This window comes from Salinibacterium sp. NSLL17, from assembly GCF_015864935.1.
Classification (GTDB): domain Bacteria; phylum Actinomycetota; class Actinomycetes; order Actinomycetales; family Microbacteriaceae; genus Rhodoglobus.
In genome coordinates, this window is the sequence record NZ_JADYWH010000001.1 from 564489 (window position 1) to 585016 (window position 20528).

General features: G+C 60.6%; 16 protein-coding genes. 12 read left to right on the forward strand and 4 right to left on the reverse strand.

Annotated elements, in window-relative coordinates:
* Window positions 1-388 precede the first annotated feature (388 nt).
* The 3 genes from I6E51_RS02720 to I6E51_RS02730 form a co-directional block, all read right to left on the reverse strand.
* On the reverse strand, window positions 389-793 hold the full coding sequence (locus I6E51_RS02720) for a hypothetical protein (protein WP_197109374.1): 405 nt from the start codon (window positions 791-793) through the stop codon (window positions 389-391).
* 435 nt (window positions 794-1228) lie between these two features.
* The gene (locus I6E51_RS02725; RefSeq protein WP_197109375.1) at window positions 1229-1798 is read right to left on the reverse strand and encodes a HEPN domain-containing protein; all 570 of its coding nucleotides are present in this window, start codon (window positions 1796-1798) and stop codon (window positions 1229-1231) included.
* Window positions 1799-1809: 11 nt separating this feature from the next.
* Entirely contained in the window at window positions 1810-2976 is a 1167-nt protein-coding gene (locus tag I6E51_RS02730; protein ID WP_197109376.1) for a DUF262 domain-containing protein, read from the reverse strand.
* Between the two features lie 455 nt (window positions 2977-3431).
* Between I6E51_RS02730 and kynA the strand changes: the two genes are divergently transcribed.
* The 9 genes from kynA to I6E51_RS02775 all read left to right on the forward strand — a co-directional run bounded on the left by kynA (window position 3432) and on the right by I6E51_RS02775 (window position 15922).
* Window positions 3432-4289, forward strand: a complete 858-nt coding sequence (kynA, locus tag I6E51_RS02735; RefSeq protein ID WP_197109377.1) for a tryptophan 2,3-dioxygenase — start codon at window positions 3432-3434, stop codon at window positions 4287-4289.
* Window positions 4286-5467 carry an amidohydrolase family protein gene (locus I6E51_RS02740; protein WP_197109378.1) on the forward strand — a complete coding sequence of 394 codons (1182 nt, stop codon included), beginning with the start codon at window positions 4286-4288 and terminating at the stop codon, window positions 5465-5467. Before kynA ends, I6E51_RS02740 begins: the two co-directional genes overlap by 4 nt.
* On the forward strand, window positions 5464-6750 hold the full coding sequence (locus tag I6E51_RS02745) for a kynureninase (protein ID WP_197109379.1): 1287 nt from the start codon (window positions 5464-5466) through the stop codon (window positions 6748-6750). Before I6E51_RS02740 ends, I6E51_RS02745 begins: the two co-directional genes overlap by 4 nt.
* Before the next feature lie 5 nt (window positions 6751-6755).
* Entirely contained in the window at window positions 6756-7574 is an 819-nt protein-coding gene (locus I6E51_RS02750) for a PaaX family transcriptional regulator C-terminal domain-containing protein (RefSeq protein ID WP_197109380.1), read from the forward strand.
* Between the two features lie 197 nt (window positions 7575-7771).
* Window positions 7772-12031: an ExeM/NucH family extracellular endonuclease gene (locus I6E51_RS02755; RefSeq protein WP_197109381.1), complete on the forward strand. Its 4260-nt coding sequence runs from the start codon at window positions 7772-7774 to the stop codon at window positions 12029-12031.
* Between the two features lie 168 nt (window positions 12032-12199).
* The gene (gene cysK / locus I6E51_RS02760) at window positions 12200-13138 is read left to right on the forward strand and encodes a cysteine synthase A (protein ID WP_197109382.1); all 939 of its coding nucleotides are present in this window, start codon (window positions 12200-12202) and stop codon (window positions 13136-13138) included.
* Window positions 13139-13208: 70 nt separating this feature from the next.
* On the forward strand, window positions 13209-13778 hold the full coding sequence (cysE, locus tag I6E51_RS02765) for a serine O-acetyltransferase (protein ID WP_197109383.1): 570 nt from the start codon (window positions 13209-13211) through the stop codon (window positions 13776-13778).
* Between the two features lie 114 nt (window positions 13779-13892).
* Window positions 13893-14864 (forward strand): ABC transporter ATP-binding protein, encoded by a 972-nt coding sequence (locus tag I6E51_RS02770; protein ID WP_197109384.1) that lies wholly within the window; start codon window positions 13893-13895, stop codon window positions 14862-14864.
* A complete protein-coding gene (locus tag I6E51_RS02775; RefSeq protein ID WP_197109385.1) occupies window positions 14861-15922 on the forward strand; it encodes an ABC transporter permease in 1062 nt (353 codons plus the stop codon). The genes I6E51_RS02770 and I6E51_RS02775 overlap by 4 nt, the downstream gene beginning before the upstream one ends.
* Window positions 15923-15941: 19 nt before the next feature.
* Here the strand turns inward: I6E51_RS02775 and I6E51_RS02780 are convergent, their stop codons facing one another.
* Window positions 15942-16655: a DUF981 domain-containing protein gene (locus tag I6E51_RS02780; protein ID WP_231599634.1), complete on the reverse strand. Its 714-nt coding sequence runs from the start codon at window positions 16653-16655 to the stop codon at window positions 15942-15944.
* A gap of 263 nt (window positions 16656-16918) precedes the next feature.
* On the opposite strand from I6E51_RS02780, the gene I6E51_RS02785 reads away from it, so the two are divergent.
* The 3 genes from I6E51_RS02785 to I6E51_RS02795 all read left to right on the forward strand — a co-directional run bounded on the left by I6E51_RS02785 (window position 16919) and on the right by I6E51_RS02795 (window position 20496).
* On the forward strand, window positions 16919-18250 hold the full coding sequence (locus I6E51_RS02785) for an ABC transporter substrate-binding protein (protein WP_197109386.1): 1332 nt from the start codon (window positions 16919-16921) through the stop codon (window positions 18248-18250).
* Between the two features lie 147 nt (window positions 18251-18397).
* Window positions 18398-19531, forward strand: coding sequence for a carbohydrate ABC transporter permease (locus I6E51_RS02790; protein WP_197106597.1), 1134 nt, complete (start codon window positions 18398-18400; stop codon window positions 19529-19531).
* Window positions 19528-20496, forward strand: coding sequence for a carbohydrate ABC transporter permease (locus I6E51_RS02795; protein WP_197106596.1), 969 nt, complete (start codon window positions 19528-19530; stop codon window positions 20494-20496). Before I6E51_RS02790 ends, I6E51_RS02795 begins: the two co-directional genes overlap by 4 nt.
* Window positions 20497-20528 lie beyond the last annotated feature (32 nt).

Below are 20528 nucleotides of genomic sequence, written 5' to 3' on the forward strand. Positions count from 1 at the left end.
TCGGTGGTTCAGCGGTCATATTAGGTGTGCTGCCGATCCCCGGTTTGCCGAGACCCTCACGGCTGGCTCGTAAACTTCGGTGCGGAGTTTGAGCCGACGCAGCCCACCGGCACAAAAAGAAGGGCGCTCGCCCGTAAGGCGTGCGCGGCGGTGAACGAGTGAAGAGAGCAGCGTGTGCGTGTGCGTGTGCCTTATGAAAAGGAGATCTTGGATGATATGTTCGGTGACCTGGAAACCCAACTCGATCCGCAGCTAGAGATAGAAATTATCGTGTCGGTGGGAGACTTTAGGTGAAGCCTTTCGCTGGGTTCAACTTCGCGTAGTGCCATATACGGTGCAAGATGAATATCGATACGGAGCGAGTTTCCGAGGGCTTCGGGTCTGAGCGCTAGAGACTTCCACTCAGTTCTTCGCGGGCGGCTTTCCTATCGCGATGCACGAGTACCCCATATCGCACTATGACCGCCGCGACGATTGCGGTTGCTTTTACGCCGTAAACCGCGAGTTGGGCGGTCAGTTCCGCTTGATCCAACGTCTTGATGCCTCCTTCAACTCCGCGCCCACCGGCGGACTTCGCGCCGCCGCCCGCCGCCGCGTGAGTTGCGTCCGTCTGGGCAACACCACGAAGCAACGGAATCGGAGTGCCGGTGCTGGCCTTCTGGGATCCTGCCTGAACCAGGAGGGCCTGTCGAACCTCAACTCCAGTTTTCGAGGCTGACCCGCTTGAGGCGATAGTTTGCAGATTCTCTCCCGAGAGCACGTCGCCGATGGCTATAAGTAAACGGGGGTCCATGGGTTTCCTTCGGTTCAGTGAGGGAGTCTCATCCAGCGGTGCTGCTCTTCGAACAATAGCAACTAGCTGAGTCCCAGAGGTTGAGCGCGGCACGCAAATTCTCTTTCCGAGTGAACTTAGCGGGGTTTTAGCTCGCGCGGTGCCGAACAGGCGGTGTCTATTCTCTCCTTATCGAACACCGATCTCTCTGGAGGGGTCTATCTTGTCCGGCGCGCAACTCAAGTCCTTCGCGCACGTGTATCGATCCCGGTACTTCGGGTCCTTTTGCGGAAAATGGAACCGTCTAAATGTCAAACAAAACAGACTCCCGACGCGTCCCTGCAAGCGTTGCTTTAGTTGCTGTTCCCGAAGAAGTAATCAGTTGCTTTCGAGACAACCAACTTTTGGAGAAGGTGGGTCATTGGCAGTTTCATGCTGAAGGGACAAGTGGAGATTTCAACTAGATTGAACGATTTCCGCGGGTGGAGTGCCAGCTGCGGCAGCCGGAATATCTTGCAAACGGATTACTGCTGGAATGCACTGCACAAACCGCTGCGCTGAGATAAATCGCTGCTGGACCTCTTTCGCAGATAAGGAGGGCGAATGAGAAGCGAAGTCACCGTGCACAAGTTCGTTTCGGGCTCGTCCGAGCTTCAGAAAGTCAGAAGCGGCGGGTCCGACCCAATCAGTATCTTGTACGAGTGCCTTATAGTGCTTCGTCCGCTCTTCACCGAACACGGCGAAGAATCCGTTTGCAGAATTCCCTTTCCATTCGAAAAGGGTGTGGTAGTTCCGGAATAATGCCTTCCGCTTCATGAATTCCAAAACCGCGGGATTCTCTTGACTTGTTTCGGAAAAAAAATCGTGAATATAGTCGGTTACCACAGTCTCGAAATGGCTTGCTGCCGCGACGATAAAAACTCTAGGTAAGTCGGTGGCGAAAGTATTGATCATTGAAAGATCACCGCCCTCGTCGAGAGACTCAGCGATCAGAAGGCGATCCTCAAAGAAGTTAGTCAACTGCATCCGATCGTCTCCTAAGCAGACCGGAAAGCGTCAGCAGCGAGATTGATCCGGCGATCGACATTTCGAGTATCAGTTGTCTTGTTCGATGAGGCGGCGATGAATTCGGAGTCTGTAACTAGATCGCTGAGCGCTTCATCGCGGAGTATTGGCGTCGTTCCGGTCTCCATTTTGGCTTTTGCGAAGCCTGCGTATACGGCTTCGAACACGGGGACGCTGAATCTTCCAGAAGCAAGGAAATGGTCTCGTTTCCAAAGCGCTGAACATCTTAGGAACTCTTTGAAGAGCTCGACTCGCTCCTGTGTCGTATTCAAAGAAAAACTACGTGTCTCGTCGGCGTACTCATTCAGAAACCGAACCATTGATGGTTTGTAGTCCACCGTTCCGTCTGCCATCGCGAATGCTCTCAGAAGAATCTCTAGATCCTTGAGCCGCGGATCCGGCGACTCCATGCCTAGCAGAGTTCGCCATTCAGGCATGTCATTTATCTCGAATAGCATCTCCATGAAAGCCGAACTGGCTAAACTCACTCTAATTTCCTGCGGTGTCAGGTTGACACCAGTTGTATTCAGGCGATTAAAGATCTCGTATACCGCGCCACGACCGGCCGGACTGACCTGCTTGATGATGACGTTTCGTAGCGGACGCATCGAGAGCTGAACCTGGCGCTCTCCCAGAGTCTCAAAATTCTCGCCATTCAGAGAATTTTCGGGTCGCCCATCCGTCGTTTTGAGGCTTAGCTTGAACGGCTCAAAGTATGCGTCGTCGAACAACACCTCTGCAGGGATCGCGCCTTTTTCCCCCCAAAAACTGCGAAGAAGGGGTCTTACTTTCTTGCGGGGAAAGCGTCCTACAAGGAAAAAGTAGATGGACATGAGGCGCTGCTGACCGTCAATTATCTGAAAGGAATTGCGCGCGTCCTCATAAAGAAAAACTTGAGGGACAGGAAGTCCCAAGATCAGGGATTCGATTAGCTTGGAAGATCTAGCTCGGTCCCACACAAAGTTTCGTTGATATCGCGGAATCTTGACTGCGCCCGACTCTAGAAAGCTCTTGATCGTCATGACATTGAAGTCGTTCGGGGTAGAAACAAGATCGTATTCCGTGAGGGGCGTGGAATCCTCGATCTCATCGTTATCGGGGTCGAAGAGTCTATCTTCGTGTGCGGGCGTGAGTTCCATTGCAGTCCTTTCGAGTCTGCAGCGAGAGTATCTCAATTTTTACGAGAATTGGACTCGCTTGCCATGTCTGACACAGCCTCGTCACGAGGGGTGAACTGAGTAGACGGACGGATTCCCGGCGTTCACGCTGAACGCCGGGTGCTAGCAAGACCGTTTAAGGGCCCCGGCGACGGCGTCGGCGAATTCTTGACTCGATGTTGCGCTCGACCACGACTAAAGCGCACAGTGTCGATTGCGCAAGGAACTGGCCTCGGGCTGCGTCGACAGCGCGGGCTCTCCGGCTCAAAAGGAGTAATAAATTCATCTCCACTTTGTTGACAGGGAAACGACTGAAGCTCTGGCTGGTCGGCAATAATGCTTTGCTCGCCAGTGCGACGCGCTCTGAACGAAGGAGACAACAGGCGATCAGGAACACAAATGTGGCGGCCGTCGCAAAAGTGCAATAGGGTATCGGCATGTCTGATAACCACAGCGAACGTGCCCTGGAAGACGAGATTGTCACCGACTTTAGTAAGAGGATGTCGTACGGCTCGTATCTGGAACTCGACACGCTGCTGAGCGCGCAGACTCCGCAAAGCACCCCTGAGCATCACGACGAGATGTTGTTCATCATCCAGCATCAGACCACCGAGCTGTGGCTCAAGCTCGTGATCCACGAACTCACCTCGGCCCGCGATCTCATTGCGAGCGACAACCTCTCTATTGCGCTCAAGCGCATTGCACGCGTCAAGCACATCCAGCGCACCCTCACCGAGCAGTGGTCAGTGCTCGCGACGCTGACGCCGAGCGAGTATTCGCAGTTTCGCGACTACTTGGGCAGCTCATCCGGATTCCAGTCGTACCAGTACCGCGCTGTCGAGTTTTTGCTCGGCAACAAGAACGCCGGCATGCTGAAAGTGTTCGAATCGCAGCCTGAAGCCCACGCCCTGCTCAGTAAGCTGCTCGCCGAGCCCAGCGTCTACGACGAGTTCTTGCGTTACCTCAGCCGCCACGGCTACGAGATTCCCGACGCCGTGCTGGGCCGTGACGTGACTCGCGGCTATGAGCAAAACGACGAGCTCATCGACACTTTCCGCCACATCTACGACAACGAAAGCGAACACTGGCTCGCCTATGAAGCCTGCGAAGAGTTCGTCGACCTCGAAGACAACTTCCAACTGTGGCGTTTCCGCCACATGAAAACAGTCATGCGCATCATCGGCACGAAACGCGGCACCGGCGGCTCGAGCGGCGTCGGCTTTCTGCAGAAGGCACTCGACCTCACCTTCTTCCCGGAACTCTTTGCCGTGCGCACTGAGATCGGCCGCTCGTGACCGAACAACCGAACCCAGCTCCGCAGCTCCCTGCGGCGACCGGACCAACCACCGAGTCAGCGCTCACCGTCGACTACGCCGTCGACGGCTATTGGCTGCGTGAATGGCACGGCCCGGCCACAGTGCGGGTCAGCCCCCACGGCATTCGAGCGATAGCGGATGCCGCAATCCCGACCGCGGTGCGTCTTCCGGGAGTGCTGCTGCCGGGCTTTCGCGACGCGCACGTGCATCTCGGATTGACGGAGCCGCGCGCTCTCGTGGCTGGCGGCCTCGCGGCGGTCGACGATTTGGGTGGGCATCCTGAGCGTCTGCGAGAGTGGGTGATTGACGATGCGGTTCCCGCGCTGAACCACGCGGGCGCTTTCATTACCGCGCCTCATGCTTACCCGGCGAATCGTGCGTGGGCGGCGACGCTTGCGGTTGCTGAAGTGGAGACGGGTGAGCAGGCGATGGCGGCGGTCGCGCAGCAGCTCGCCGCTGGTGCGACCTTTGTGAAGGTTGCGCTGAATGCCGAGGATGGCCCGGTCGTTGATGATGAAACCTTGTGCGCACTGGTGGAGTACGCGCACAGTCGCGGCGCCGAAGTTGTCGTTCATGTGCAGGGGCCAGGGCAAGCGCAGCGGGCGTTTTCTGCGGGGGCCGATCGCCTGGCGCACACACCATGGACCGAGAAACTCAGTGACGCCCTGATTGCTGAAATGGCGGAGCCGAACTCCCGCTTTCTTGCCGGACGTCACTCGTGGATCAGCACCCTCGACATCCACGGCTATGGCCAGCGTGGTCGCGACTTCGAGACTGCGAGCGACAACCTGCGACGCTTTCACGCCGCGGGCGGCACCGTTCGTTACGGCACCGACATGGGCAATGGCGATCTTCCTCCCGGCCTCAACCAGCGCGAACTGACCGCACTGCAGGATGCCGGGGTGCGCTACGACGCCCTGTTGCGGGCGTTGTGCTTACCCGGTTTCGGCAGCACCGTGAGCTACTTGCCGACGGTGCCGACCGCGGATGCCGACCTCGCGTCGTGGCTCATGACCGCCACCGTGGTCACGGCCCGTGAGCTGCTTCACGCTGACTTTGCCGTGAGCGCGACCCGCGCGCACGCGGCTTGGGACGGCGACAGCGCTGTTCCCACCGCAACAACCCCCATCCCGACCACATGGAGGATCGACCTATGACCGACACCCACGCGCCGACTGCTGCGCACGATGACGCGACGGCTGCGCCCACCGGAGCCAGCGCGCCACTCGACACGAGTGCCGAGGCCGCAGCAGCACTCGACGCCGCCGACCCGCTGAAGCAGTACCCGACCAAGTTCGTGCGATCCGCTGAAGTGCGTGCCTACCTCGACGGCAACTCGCTCGGGCGACCCACCACCGCGAGTGCGGCCCGCTTGGCCGAGTTCGTTGACGAGCAGTGGGGTGGCCGTCTCATCCGTGGCTGGGATGAAGCGTGGTACGAACTGCCTCTCACCCTCGGCGATCGTCTCGGCGCTGCAACGCTCGGTGCTGCACCCGGCCAAACGTTCATCGGCGACTCGACCACGGTCGTGCTCTACAAGCTGATTCGCGCGGGTCTGAGCGCGCGCCCCGAGCGCAGCGAGATCGTGATCGACACCGGCAACTTTCCGACCGATCGCTATCTGGTCGAGGGCATCGCCGCCGAGCTCGGCAAGACGCTGCGCTGGATCGACCCCGCGAGCGACGGGGGAGTCACCGCCGCCGAAGTAAAGGACGCGCTCAACGAGAACACGGCCCTTGTCGTGATCAGCCACGTCGCCTACCGCTCCGGCCACCTCGCCGATATGCCCGGCATCACCGCCCTCGCCCACGAGGCCGGAGCGCTCGTGCTCTGGGATCTTTGCCACTCCGCCGGCGTCGTCGAAACCGAACTCGATGCCTGGGGCGTCGACCTGGCTGCTGGATGCACGTACAAATACCTCAACGGAGGCCCGGGTTCCCCCGCCTTCGGCTACGTGCGCGCCGAGCACATCGAGGCCATGACGCAGCCGATCCAAGGGTGGATGGGCAGCAACAACCCCTTCGAAATGGGGCCAGGCTACGCACCGCACGAAGGCATCCGTCGCTTCATCAGTGGCACACCATCGGTCGTCGGCTCGCTCGCGATGCAAGACATGCTCGGCCTTATCGAAGAGGCGGGCATCCCCGCGATCCGCGCCAAGTCGGTCGCCCTCACCGAGTACGCGCTCGCGCTCGTTGACGAACTGCTCGTGCCGCTCGGCGTCACCGTCAGCTCGCCGCGGGATGCCGCCGAACGGGGCAGCCACGTCACGATCGACCACGAGAGCTTCGCCGCCGTGAATGCCGAACTCTGGAAACAGGGGATCATTCCTGACTTCCGCCGGCCTCACGGCATCCGCCTCGGGTTGTCGCCGCTCAGCACAACCTTCGCCGAAGTGCAGCTCGGCATCGAGGCCATTCACGCACAGCTCACCAAGTAACCGCCATGATTCTGGATGACTTCGACTCCCGCCCCGGGAGTGCAACAGCCCTGCTCCGCACCTTTGTGGGCTCGCAGCTGCGTCAGCTTGGCGGCTGGATCTCGTCGGCGCATCTCGTGCGCATCATGGAAGCGCTGGGAGTCTCTGCCAATGGCGCCCGCAGCGCCATCGCACGAGTGAAATCAAAGGGCCTTCTTGTGCCTGAAATGGTCGACGGCCAGCAGGGCTACCGCGTGAACGAGGATGCCGTGCCGATGCTCGAGAGCGGCGATCGCCGCGTCTTCAGCTTTCGCCAGCAGCGCGAAGATGACCCGTGGTGTCTGATCTCGTTTTCGATCCCCGAATCACGCCGCGATGAACGCCACCAGCTTCGTCGCAGGCTCGGCTGGATCGGGTGCGGCACCGTCGCCACCGGCCTCTGGATTTGCCCGGCGCACCTCAAGCCAGAAGTGTTGCGCATTCTTGAAAATCTCGAACTGAGTGAGTGCGCGACGCTGTTTATTGCGGGACGGCCCGAGACGACTCAGTCGTTCGCGGATGCCGTAGCCCAGTGGTGGGACCTCGACCGCTTGCGTGAATTGCACGACAGTTTTCTCGCCCAGCACTCAGCCTTGGTGGGCCCGGCGTCGACCGATGCCGAAGCGTTCGCGTGCTATATCCATGCTCTCGATCAGTGGCGTGTGATCCCGTACGTCGATCCGGGGTTGCCGGATTCTGCGTTGCCCGAGGATTGGCCGGGGCGGGCAAGCGTCGATCTTTTCGGTCGCCTTTCGCGTTCGTTGGCGGCGCGGGCGCACGCTTTTGTGCGCAATTCGGCCCAGTAACGGCGTCGCAGACCGACGCACGAAGCGGGTAGCTGGCCGAGTCGCGAGGCCGCACGCTGCGCACAATAACAACGGGTTACGCGCACATGAGCAATTCGTTTAAAACCTTGGAATGAGCTGTGGGCAGGGCTATCGTCTGACATACCCCCATTGGGGGTAGACCGTTGATTTCACAATTCATAAGGGGACTGCCCGCTATGTATCCACGAAGCAGCAGGCCAACGCGGCTCACGATCGGGGCTCTTGCCACGTCGTGCGCCATTGCGTTGACCGCGATCACCGCTCCGGCCGCCCTAGCGGCCGAAGCAACAGCAACTATTGCCGACGTTCAAGGCACTTCAGCCTCGAGCACCATGGTCGGCAACACCGTCACCGTCGAGGGTGTTGTCACCGCTGACTACCGTGGGGCCTCCGGCTACCGTGGCATTGTCATCCAGACTCCCGGATCGGGTGGGGCGAGCGATGCTACGCCCGGCGCCTCCGACGGAATCTTCATCTTCCTGGGCAGTGCGAACCCCGCAGTGTTAATCGGAGACAAGGTCACCGCAACCGGCCCCGTCGCTGAATACTTCGGACTGACCCAGCTCGGTTCGGGCACGGCCGTCGAACTCGTGACGGCCGCCGCCGACCTTGACCCGGCTGACCGTGTCGAGGCATCCGCCCTCGATGCGAGCGTTGTTGGTGCCGACCGGGAGCCTCTCGAGTCGATGCTCGTTGCTCCCACCGGCGACTACCTCGTGAGCTCCAGCCACCAGCTCTACAACTTCGGCACCCTCTGGCTCAGCCCAGAAGAGCTCGCCGTCAAGAGCACCGAGACTACGGATGCCGGAGCCGACGCCGCCGCGATCGCCGCTGCTAACCGTGCCAGCCGCATCTTCCTCGATGATGGCTACAGCATCCAAATCTCTAACGGTTCTCACCCCGGTGAGCAGCCGTACTTCTCAGCAGACACTTTTGTGCGCAACGGTGACACTGTCGAGTTCCCGGCGAACCCCTACGTTCTGAGCTACGGCTTCGATGACTGGCGTTTGCAGCCGACCGTCGCGATCAACGATGCGAGCCCGGCGGAGTACCTGCCCACGTTCGAGTCCACGAACCCGCGTGAAGAGTCGGCTCCTGTTGTTGGTGGAGACTTCAAGGTTTCGGCCTTCAACGTCTACAACTACTTCACAACACTGACGAGTGAAGACTCGGATGCTCGTGGTGCAGACACCGCTGAAGAGTTCGCCATTCAGCAGTCGAAGATCGTTGCCGCTATCAACTCGCTCGATGCGGATGTTGTGGGTCTCATGGAGATCGAGAACTCGATCAAGCTAGGTGGCAACCTCGACGAAGCGCTCATGGATCTCGTGGGTGCTCTCAACGCGGCTGCCGGCGCCGGAACGTGGGACTACGTTCGCACGCCAGCAGACCTGAACGATGCGGCCATCACCGACTTCATCACGAACGCGATCATCTTCAAGCCAGCAGCAGCCACTCCGGTTGGCGACAGCTTCACTGCTGTTGACGAGTCGGTCTGGGACATCGCGCGCGAACCGATCGCTCAAACTTTTGAGTCGAACGGTGAGCTCATCACGGTGATCGCTAACCACTTCAAGTCAAAGGGCGGTTCGGGAACCGAGCCGACTGACGGCCAGGGCTTCTTCAATGTGGAACGCGTTGAGCAGGCCAACGCCGTGAAGGATCTCGTTGACTCGATCTCCGCTGACGAAGCGAAGAGCGACCAGGTCGTTCTCGTCGGTGACTTCAACGCCTATTCCGAAGAAGATCCGATTCAGGTCTTCACCGAGGCCGGCTTCGTTGACACTCTCGCGGCCATGACCGATGACCAGTACACCTACACGTTTGATGGTGAACTGGGATCGCTTGACCACATCATCGTCTCGCCGTCGCTTGCCGACCACGTGACCGATGCTGCCGTCTGGAACATCAACTCGCCCGAGTGGGGCGATCGCGGCTACGCCTTCGGAGCAACCGAAGCGGGAAGCGTGTTCCGCTCGAGCGACCACGACCCGATCAGCATTGGCCTCAGTACTGAGGCCGCGCCGGTCGAGATCGAGATCCTCACCACGAACGACTTCCACGGTCGTATCGAGGCAGACCGTGGCATCCCCGGTGCAGCTCAGCTCGGCGGAATGGTGAACTACTGGGAAGCCATGAACCCCAACACCACGTTCGTTGGTGCCGGTGACTTCGTCGGAGCCACGACATTCACCTCGTTCATCCAGAACGACCAGCCCACGATCGACGTGCTCAACGAAATCGGACTCGACACGAGTTCTTTCGGTAACCACGAATTCGATCAGGGACGTGCCGATGTTGACGACCGCATCGTGGATGCTGCCGATTGGCCTTACCTCGCCGCGAACCTCTACGACCGGGACACCAACGCTCCGGCCTACGACGAGTACTTCTTGCAGGAGTTCGATGGCGTGACCGTCGGATTCATCGGTGCTGTTACTGAAGACCTCAACGAGTTGGTCAGCCCCGCTGGCATCGAGTCGCTCGAGATCCGCAGCATCGTGACCGAGGTTGACCGTGTTGCGGACTACCTCACCGATGGAAGTGACGCCAACGGCGAAGCAGACGTTCTCGTTCTGCTCGTTCACGAAGGTGCGGCATCCACCGACATCGCAGCATCGACCGACGACTCGGCCTTTGGCCAGATCGTCATGGGCCTGAGCCCGAAGGTCGAAGCGATCGTGTCGGGTCACACTCACCTCGCGTACGACCACGAGGTCACCGTTCCTGGCATGGACCGCCCGCGTTTGGTGGTTTCGGCCGGACAGTATGGTGCCAACTATGGCCACTTCGACCTCAACGTCGACCCGGCAACGAAGGAGATCATCGACTTCGAGGCTGAGGTTCTGCCGATTGAGGGCTTCGAGCCCGATGCCGCTGTTCAGTCGATTGTCGACGAGGCTACTGCAGCGGCCGCCGAGCTCGGCAACGCCAAGGTCGGAGAAATTTCCGACAGCATGTACCGTGCGGTGCAGACTCCGGTTGATGGAACTCCGTTCCCCGAGAACCGTGGTGGCGAGTCGACCATCGGCAACTTCGTCGCCGACGTTCAACTGTGGGCAGCTTCCGATTCGGGCGCAGAGATTGCGTTCATGAACCCGGGTGGTTTGCGCACGGACCTCGTCTACGAAGCATCAGGTGCTGGCGACGGTGACGGTGAAGTGACGTACCGCGAGGCTGCGAACGTGCAGCCCTTCGGCAACACGCTCACGACGATGTCGCTGACCGGTGCTCAGATCAAGTCAGTTCTCGAAGAGCAGTGGCAGCCCGAGGGTGCGCAGCGTCCGTTCCTCAAGCTCGGAGTTTCGGAAGGGTTGACGTACTCGTACGACCCCACCGCGGCTCAGGGTGAGCGAGTAACCGCGATGTACCTCAACGGTGTTCCGGTGGATGTTGCAGCCAGCTACACGGTGGTTGCCAACTCCTTCCTCGCGGCCGGTGGCGACAACTTCGCTACTCTCGCCGAGGGAACCGACCGCGCCGACAGTGGCCGCGTCGACCTGCAGTCCATGGTCGAGTGGTTCGAAGAGAACACGATCGCTGACCCGCCGCTCGAACAGCGCGCCATTGGTGCTGTTGTTTCAGCTCCGGATGCCGACGGCTACAACCCCGGAGATGACGTCACGCTCGACCTCTCGTCGCTCACCTTCAGCCGCGGCGGCTCAGACGCCACCACGGTCGAGGTTTCGGTTGATGGAGACGTGCTCGGTTCGGCAACGATCGACCGCACCATCGTCGACACCACGGATGAGCAGGGCCGCGCTAGCGTGACCGTTACGATCCCCGCCGGCGCACCTTCGGGCACGCTCGCGCTGACCGTCATGGTTGCGGGAACCGACACTGCGGTCGTAGTGCCCATCGAGGTCGCGACGACTGCTGAAGCCATCGAGAACACGAAGGCACCGAGCATCCGCGGCAAGGTCGAGGTTGGTAAGACAGTCAAGGCCGTGCACGGTAACTGGAGTGTGGCTTCGGCCGACTACAGCTACCAGTGGCTGCGCGATGGTGCACCGATCGCTGATGCGACCGACAGCCGGTACCGCATCACGACCGACGACATTGGAACCGAGCTGAGCGTGCAGGTCACGGCCAGCAAGGATGGTTACTCGGATGGTGTTGCAGAATCGGACGCACAATCGGTGGAGAAGATCTCCTCGAGTGTTCGCTCGAGTCTCTCCTCCTGGTTCGTGTGGGGCAACCGCTCCGTCACGGCGGATGCCAGCGTCACGGTCGGCAAGGATGGCACGACCGCAGGCGAGGTGACCTTCTACGACGGTCGCACCGCCGTCGGCACGAGCACGGTAGATAAGCGCGGCAATGCCTCGCTGAAGCTGCCGAAGCTCAGCCGCGGCATCCACTGGATCTCGGTTGAGTACTCCGGTAACGACCTCGTGGAGTCCAGCACAAGCTGGCCGCGACTGGTCTTCGTCTTCTAGGCGAAAGCTGGCAGCTAGCTGCATAACGCGAAGAGGGTCCCGCACAACGCGGGGCCCTCTTTTCGTACTTTTACCCAGATTGATGAAATAAATTTGGCCTGCTGATTGCTACTAACTATGGTGAGCAAGCTCCCATCGATCTCCAACCTGCAAAGGAACCCCTGAATCATGGCTAGTCGTATCTATAAGAACATCACCGAACTTGTCGGTAACACCCCGTTGGTTCAGCTCAACTCCGTCACAGACGGTGCTGGCGCTACGGTGCTGGCGAAGCTCGAATTCCAGAACCCGTCGGCCAGTGTGAAGGACCGCATCGGTGTTGCGATCATCGACGCCGCTGAGAAGGCCGGGGCCCTGAAGCCCGGCGGAACCATCGTTGAAGGCACCAGTGGAAACACCGGCATCGCCCTCGCCATGGTCGGTGCAGCCCGCGGCTACCGCGTTGTGCTCACCATGCCGGAGAGTATGAGCAAGGAACGCCGCATGTTGCTTCGCGCGTTCGGTGCAGAACTCGTCTTGACCCCTGCCGGCGAAGGAATGCGTGGCGCCGTTGAGAAGGCTGCCGAAATCGTTGCTGCTACTGAAGGCGCCGTTGCCGCACAGCAGTTCGCAAACGCTGCAAACCCCGCTATTCACCGTGCAACCACGGGCCCAGAAATCTGGAATGACACCGACGGTGCCGTCGACATCTTCGTTGCGGGAATCGGAACCGGTGGAACGATCACGGGTGCTGGCGGTTACCTCAAGGAACAGAACCCTGAGATCAAGGTTGTCGCTGTTGAGCCCGATGAGTCCGCGATCCTCAATGGTGGAGCTCCTGGCCCCCACAAGATTCAGGGAATCGGCGCCAACTTTGTGCCTGAGATTCTCGACCGCGATGTCTACGACGAGGTTCTCGACGTCAACATCACTCAGTCGGTCACGATGGCTCGTCGCCTCGCTGCTGAAGAGGGCATCCTCGCTGGTATCTCCTCGGGAGCAACCGTTCACGCGGCTCTCGAATTGGCCAAGCGCCCCGAGAACGCGGGAAAGACCATCGTTGTCATCATTGCGAGCTTCGGCGAGCGTTACCTGTCGACGCTTCTCTACGAAGACCTCGTCGACTAGGGGCTTGTCGACTAAGACCGAGTCACCTCAACTCAACGCCGCTAACCACCACTAACGACGGATCCCTCTATTGTTTGCTCGAACTCGTGAAGACATCGCTGCCGTGCGCGAACGCGACCCCGCAGCCCGTGGTGCCTTCGAGATTTGGCTGACCTATTCGGGGATGCACGCCGTGTGGGGTTACCGCTTGAGCCACTGGCTGTGGACTGCGCGGGCATTTTTTCTTGCCCGCGTGGTCTCCCAGTTCGTGCGCTTCTTGACCGGCGTTGAGATTCACCCTGGCGCGCAGATCGGCCGCCGCGTCATTATCGACCACGGCTCCGGAGTCGTCATTGGCGAGACCGCCATCGTGGGCGACGACGTCTTGATTTACCATGGCGTCACACTGGGCGGCACGAGCTCACAGGGCGGCAAACGTCACCCCACGCTCGGCAACGACATTGTCGTGGGCGCTGGGGCTGCCGTTCTTGGCGACATCACGATCGGCTCTGGCTCGGTGGTCGGTGCTGGTGCCGTAGTGGTGGCGGATGCTCCCGCCGATTCTCTTCTCGTCGGGGCTCCCGCCGTGGCGCGCCCCAAGGGCCGCACTAAGGCCCCCAAAGACGGCTTCAACTACATCGATCCCGCCATCTACATTTAGTCACTCGCGCTCGGCGGAGAGCCACTCGCGTTCAGGCGGCCTCACGTAGTGCCCCCTGAGCGCACCGTTCTCCCTGCACCCTCAGGGTCGGTTTCGTCAGTTATGCTCAGCATTATGACGTCAGTTGAGGCAGCGCCCATCGAGCCCGAACGAAGCGAACTAGCGCCCGGCGGGATCGTCGTCGAAAATGTCGCACGATCGTTTGGCGAAGTCCACGCGGTGCGCGACGCCAGTTTCGTCGCGACTCCCGGAACCGTCACCGGCCTCATCGGGCCCAATGGTTCCGGCAAGACCACGCTCATGCTCATGCTGGCATCCCTGCTTCAACCGGATGCCGGCAGCATCCGCATTGCCGGTCACGATCCCGTCACCGAGACGGCAGCGGTCCGCTCGCAGCTCGGATGGATGCCTGATGTGCTCGGTTCGTGGCCCACGCTCAGCGTGCGCGATACGCTCAGCTACACCGCGCGCATGTACGCAATGGATAAGGCGGCCGCGGCCGCACGCGCAAGCGAACTCATTGCGCTCGTCGACCTCACCGAGCTTGCCGACAGCCCCACTCGCGTTCTTTCGCGCGGGCAGAAGCAGCGCCTGAGCCTTGCTCGCGCGCTCGTGCACGACCCCAGCGTCCTGCTGCTCGATGAACCCGCCTCGGGCCTTGATCCGGTTGCCCGTGGTCATTTGCGCACGCTTGTTCGCCGACTTGCTTCCGAAGGAAAAACGCTCCTCGTCTCCAGCCACGTGCTCTCTGAGCTCGACGAAATGGCCGATGGCGCGGTGTACCTGTCGAAGGGCGTCACGGCGTCCGCGGAGGCCTTGGCGCGCAGTCGCGCCACTGCTCGTCCCTGGCGCATCCGCTCGAGCGACGTCGTGGCCCTGCGTGCGGCACTCGTCGCGGAGGGAATCGAGGAGGCTGCGATAGCGACCGATCGCACGGAACTCCTTGTTGCGCTTGAGGGGGAGGCTGCGGCATCCACGCTGCTTGCTCGACTGGTGGGTGCTGGCATTGCGATCAGCACTTTTGCCCCGGCGGTGGGCGACCTCGAACATGCCTTTATCGACCTGAGCTCGGAGGAAAGTAAATGAGCGCGTTCTTCGCCGGTGTCGGAGTAATTCTTTCGCTCGAACTGCGCCAGCGCGTGCGCACTACGAGCTGGTATATCTTGCTCGGTGTCTTCGTAGCGCTGATCCTCATGGTGACGGTGCTGTTGTCATTCGCGCTGAATGGTTTTGGCACTGACGACAATGGTGCTGCCGGGGTCTACTCCACCGTCATCTACTTCGTGCTGCTGCTCGGTACACTGGTGGCGCCCGCCCTGAGCGGCAACGCCATCAATGGCGACCGGGATGCCGGAACCCTGGCAACCACGCAAGTGACGCTCATCACAACCGGCCAACTGATCGTTGGCAAGTTTCTCTCGGCGTGGATCACGGCGCTCGCGTTTTTGGTGGCCGCTATTCCGTTCCTCGTTTATGCGGCTATCGCCGGCCAGCTTCCGGTGAGCACTATCGTCGTGTCGATCGTGGTGCTCGCGCTTGAACTGGGCGTCGTTGCTGCGGTCGGGGTGGGGCTTTCGGGCCTCATGTCGCGCCCGCTGTTCTCCATCGTGGTGACCTACTTGGTGGTCGCTGCTCTCAGCGTCGGCACCATCATCGCGTTCACTCTTGGGGGGCTGGCGCTGCAGACGACGGCAACTCAGACCTCAAGCCACGCGCTTGAATACGACAGCGCCGGAGCGCCGACGGCGTGCTCGGCGCCCGAAGAGTATGAGTACCAGACGCCACGCTTCGATCTGTTCTGGGGCGCATTGGCGGCAAACCCGTACGTGATTCTGGCGGATGCCGTGCCGACAGCGTACGACTCGAACGATCAACCGACCGACCTCTTCGGCTACTTCAAACTGTCGACTCGTATGGCCCAACTTCCGCAGGACGCGGGGTACAGCTACGGCGAGTGCGTCGTTGGTGAGAGTGAGCAATACCCGGACGTCCCGAGTGCTCGCAGCGTGATCGAATCCACGACTCCGAGCTGGGCCGTTGGGTTAGCGATTCACCTCGTCCTTGCGGGGGCGTTGCTTGCTGGGGCCTGGGTTCGCACCAAGACCCCAGCGGCAAAGCTGAGTCGCGGCAGCCGCATCGCTTAGGGAGACGGCTTTCGCGGCGTTAGCCCATCGTGTTGACGATGAGCCCAATGTGAGTGAAGAAGTTGAGTGCGCCGAAGAGGAGGAACGCGGTGCCGCCGAGAGCAAGAGCGACCCCGGTAACCCACTGAACCTTGGTCGGCGTGCTGCGAACCGCAAAGCTGCGGGTGGCGAACGGGAAGAGCAGTGCTCCGAGGCCTACGAGCGCGAAGAGGCCTGACATGAAGATCGCTTCGACCCAGGGCCATTCGGCGAAGGCGCCAGAGATGGGCTCCTCGGGAGGGGCGGCGAAGAGCTGGAAGATGACTCCGGCGAAAGCAATCGCGATGAGAGCGAGGCCGAGACCGAAGATGAGCACGCCAAGGGGTTCAGCAGTGCGGGCGACGGCGCGGGCGGCATCCTTGGATTCTTCGAGCACGGATGCGCGGCGCCAGAGCACGAAGCTCGCGGCGAGCAGCAGCACGCCGAAGGCCAGGCTCGGCTCGCCGAAGATGATGTTGTCGAAGGGGAAGTAGGCCGCGAAGGGCCAGGTCAGCGTCATGTGTGCGCCCGTGACGGTGAGGATCAGGCCCAGCACTCCGAAGTTCACGGCGTGACCGCGGAACTCCACGTCAGCTCCCGCCATGAGCTTGCGAGCAAACAACACGAGACTGAGCAGTCCCGCACCGGCGGCCACCGCCATGATCGTGTTGTAGGTGGGCATTTGTGTCCAGTCGATGACTAATCCTTGATCCATCTCGTCAGTCAACACCCCGCGGCAGCGATACTCAAATTTGCCTAAATCGCGTATAGCTGCGCCGAGATGGTGCACGGTCATGTCTCATTCGTGTTGCGGTAGACAACTCAGTTGCGCAAGCGCTTGCACAAACCGTTGATCGTCACCTAGCGTGAGTCATGAACACGCTCTCTTGAGCTGCAATGAGCGAGCGAGTTCAGAGCTGCAGTTGTTCCCCCGCACGCTGCTCGGCCTGCGGGCAAACCTCGACGAGGAGGATTTGTATGATTTCCCACAACTTTCGACGGGCCATGCTGCCCATCGCCACCCTTGGCGTCGCAAGCATGGTTCTTACGGGCTGCGCCTCCGGTTCCGGTGGCACGGGTGGCCCCGGCGATTCTGGTGAAGCGGATGGCGTAGTCACCATCTACGGCACCATCGCTGACACTGAGGCTGAACTTCTCGAAGAATCCTGGGCGGACTGGGAAGAAGCGAATGACATCGACATTCAGTACGAATCGAGCAAAGAGTTCGAAGCGCAGATCAGCATCCGCGCTCAGGGCGGCAACGCCCCTGACATCGCAATCTTCCCGCAGCCAGGTCTTCTCGCCGACCTCGCTTCGCGCGATTACATTCAGCCGGCGCCCGAGAGCGTTCAGGCCAATGTCGACGAGTACTGGTCTGCAGACTGGGCCGCGTATGCCACCACCGGTGACACCCTCTACGGTGCGCCGCTCATGGCCAGCGTCAAGGGCTTCGTCTGGTACTCGCCTTCGCAATTCGAGGAGTGGGGCGTCGAAGTTCCCGAGACCTGGGACGAACTGCTCACGCTCACCCAGACGATCGCCGACGAAACCGGAACCGCACCCTGGTGTGCCGGGTTCGGTTCGGATGCCGCAACCGGTTGGCCAGGAACCGACTGGGTAGAAGACCTCGTGCTTCGCGAAGCGGGACCAGACGTCTACGACCAGTGGGTTTCGCACGAGATTCCGTTCAGCGATCCTGCGATCGTCTCGGCGTTCGACTCCGTCGGGGACATTCTCCTCAACCCTGAGTTCGTGAATGCTGGATTCGGCGACGTGAAGTCGATCAACTCCACGCCGTTCGGTGACCCGGCACGCGCGCTCGGCGACGGCACGTGTGCCCTCCACCACCAGGCATCCTTCTTCGACGGGTTCATTCAGGACCCCAAGAACGGAAACGCTACGGTCGGACCGGATGCTGACATCTGGGCCTTCGTGACGCCGTCTGCTGAAGCGGGTGGCAACGCAGTCACCGGTGGTGGCGAGATTGTCGGAGCCTTCTCCAACGATGAAGACACGATCGCTGTGCAGGAATACCTGTCGAGCGCGGAGTGGGCAAACTCTCGGGTGAAGCTGGGCGGTGTCATTAGCGCTAACAATGGCCTTGACCCGGCAAGCGCGAGCAGCCCCATCCTGCAGGAAGCCATCACGATTCTGCAGGACCCCGACACCACGTTCCGCTTCGATGCTTCCGACCTCATGCCGGGTGTTGTTGGCGCTGGATCGTTCTGGACCGGAATGGTCGACTGGGTCAACGGCAAGTCAACAGAAGACGTGCTCTCGACCATCGACGCATCATGGCCGTCTGAGTAACATCGTTCAACGGTGAGCGTGGGCTGGACCCTTGTGTTTCCAGCCCACGCTTACTTTTCTCCCACTCGGGCCGACTCCTCGGTAGAGTCGAAACAGCAGCAATGCCAGTGAAGTGAAGAGTCCAGTGATGCACTCGAAAGGTCGCTAATGTCAGCTTTTCTCGCGTGGATTTCCACGCTTCCCGCTCTCGCTCAAATACCGCTTGTGCTTCTGGCATTCTTCGCGGTGATCGCCCTGCTGATCTTCTTCATCGAGATCGCTCCACGCAGTGGCCGCAAGTACACGATCATCCGCGCCGTGGCGTGCGTGCTCATCCCCACCCTCATTTTCTTAGCGCTGGGTTCGGTGTACTGGGCAGCCGGCGCAGCAGCCGTCTTCGGGGGGCTCTTCTTCCTCCTCGACTACCGCTCTAAGCAGGGCGCTGGCTACCTCTTCCAGCTCGTCGGCTTCATGAGCCCGGCGATTTTCTTGCTCGCTATCGGTCTCATCTACCCGACGATTCAGACCACGATCCAGGCCTTCATGAACAGCCGCGGAACACGTTTCGTTGGCCTCGAAAACTTCATCTGGATCTTCACTCAAGACACCGGCATCCGCACCGTTCTCAACACCGTCGTGTGGGTGCTGATTGTTCCCACGGTCTCTACGATTTTCGGCCTCGCCTATGCGGTCTTCATCGACAAGTCGCGCGGCGAGAAAGTGTTCAAAGTGCTCGTCTTCATGCCGATGGCTATCTCGTTCGTGGGCGCGAGCATCATCTGGCGCTTCGTGTACGCGGTGCGCCCGGCCGACCAAGAGCAGATCGGTTTGCTCAACCAGATTGTGGTCTGGATGGGCGGGCAACCGGTCGACTGGATCTCGAACTCTCCGTGGAACACCTTCTTTCTCATCGTCGTGCTGATCTGGATCCAGACCGGTTTCGCGATGGTGATTCTCTCGGCCGCGATCAAGGGTGTTCCCGCCGAGCAGCTTGAGGCTGCGGAACTCGACGGAACGAACGCGTGGCAGAGCTTTATCAATGTGACCGTGCCGGGCATCCGCAGCTCACTGGTTGTTGTGCTCACCACGATCTCGATTGCCTCGCTCAAGGTCTTCGACATTGTGCGCACGATGACTGCCGGCGCGAACGAAACCAGCGTGATCGCGAACGAAATGTACTCGCAGTGGCAAGGCTTTGAGGTCGGCAGGTCTGCCGCCTTCGCGGTCGTGCTGTTCGTGATGGTGCTGCCGATTGTCGTGTACAACGCGAGACAGATTGCTAAGCAGAGGGAGATCCGATGACCGCGACAGTGCCCGCGAAGCTTCCACTCGGCAAGAAAACCAAGAAGCAACTGGCCCGGGGCGAGAAGCAGTCAGCCGCCAAGCGCACCAAGAAACGCCTCACGAGCCGTGGCGCGACGATCGCCGCGCTGGTAATCGCGGTGTTGTGGACGACGCCAACCTTCGGGCTCTTCGTCTCATCGCTGCGGCCGCCCGAGGAAATTCTGCGCAACGGTTGGTGGACGATCTTCCAGAACCCTGGCTTCACGCTCAACAACTACACCGAGGTATTGGCGGCGGGAAACAGCACGCTCAACCTCGCTGGCGCCTTCATCAACTCGATCGCCATTACCTTGCCGGCCACGATTTTCCCGCTCGTCATTGCGAGCCTGGCGGCCTACGCCTTCGCCTGGATCAAGTTCCCCGGCCGCAACTGGATGTTCATCGGCGTTTTCGCGCTGCAGATCGTTCCCCTGCAGATGGCGCTTGTTCCGCTACTGAGCCTGTTCTCCCGGGGACTTTCGATCGGTGACATCGAAATCTTCTCGAGCCTCAACGCCTCCAACTCGTATTCGCAGGTCTGGATTGCGCACACGATCTTCGCGCTGCCTCTGGCCATCTTCTTGCTGCACAACTTCGTCTCCGAGATTCCCTCCGAGCTCATCGAAGCGGCGAGAGTGGATGGCGCGGGGCACGGCCAAGTCTTCTTCCGCATCGTGCTTCCGCTCACGATGCCGGCCATTGCGTCGTTCGCGATCTTCCAATTCTTGTGGGTCTGGAACGACCTCCTCGTGGCGCTGGTGTTTGCCGACGGACGAGTAGCGCCCATGACGAAACTCTTGGCAGAGATCACCGGTAGCCGGGGTCAAGACTGGAACCTGCTCACCGCCGGTGCCTTCATCTCGATCCTCGTGCCGCTCATCGTGTTCTTCGCGCTGCAGCGCTACTTCGTGCGCGGACTGCTCGCCGGTTCGACGAAGGGATAGCGCCAGTCGCACGGACGAGCGCGCCAACGTCT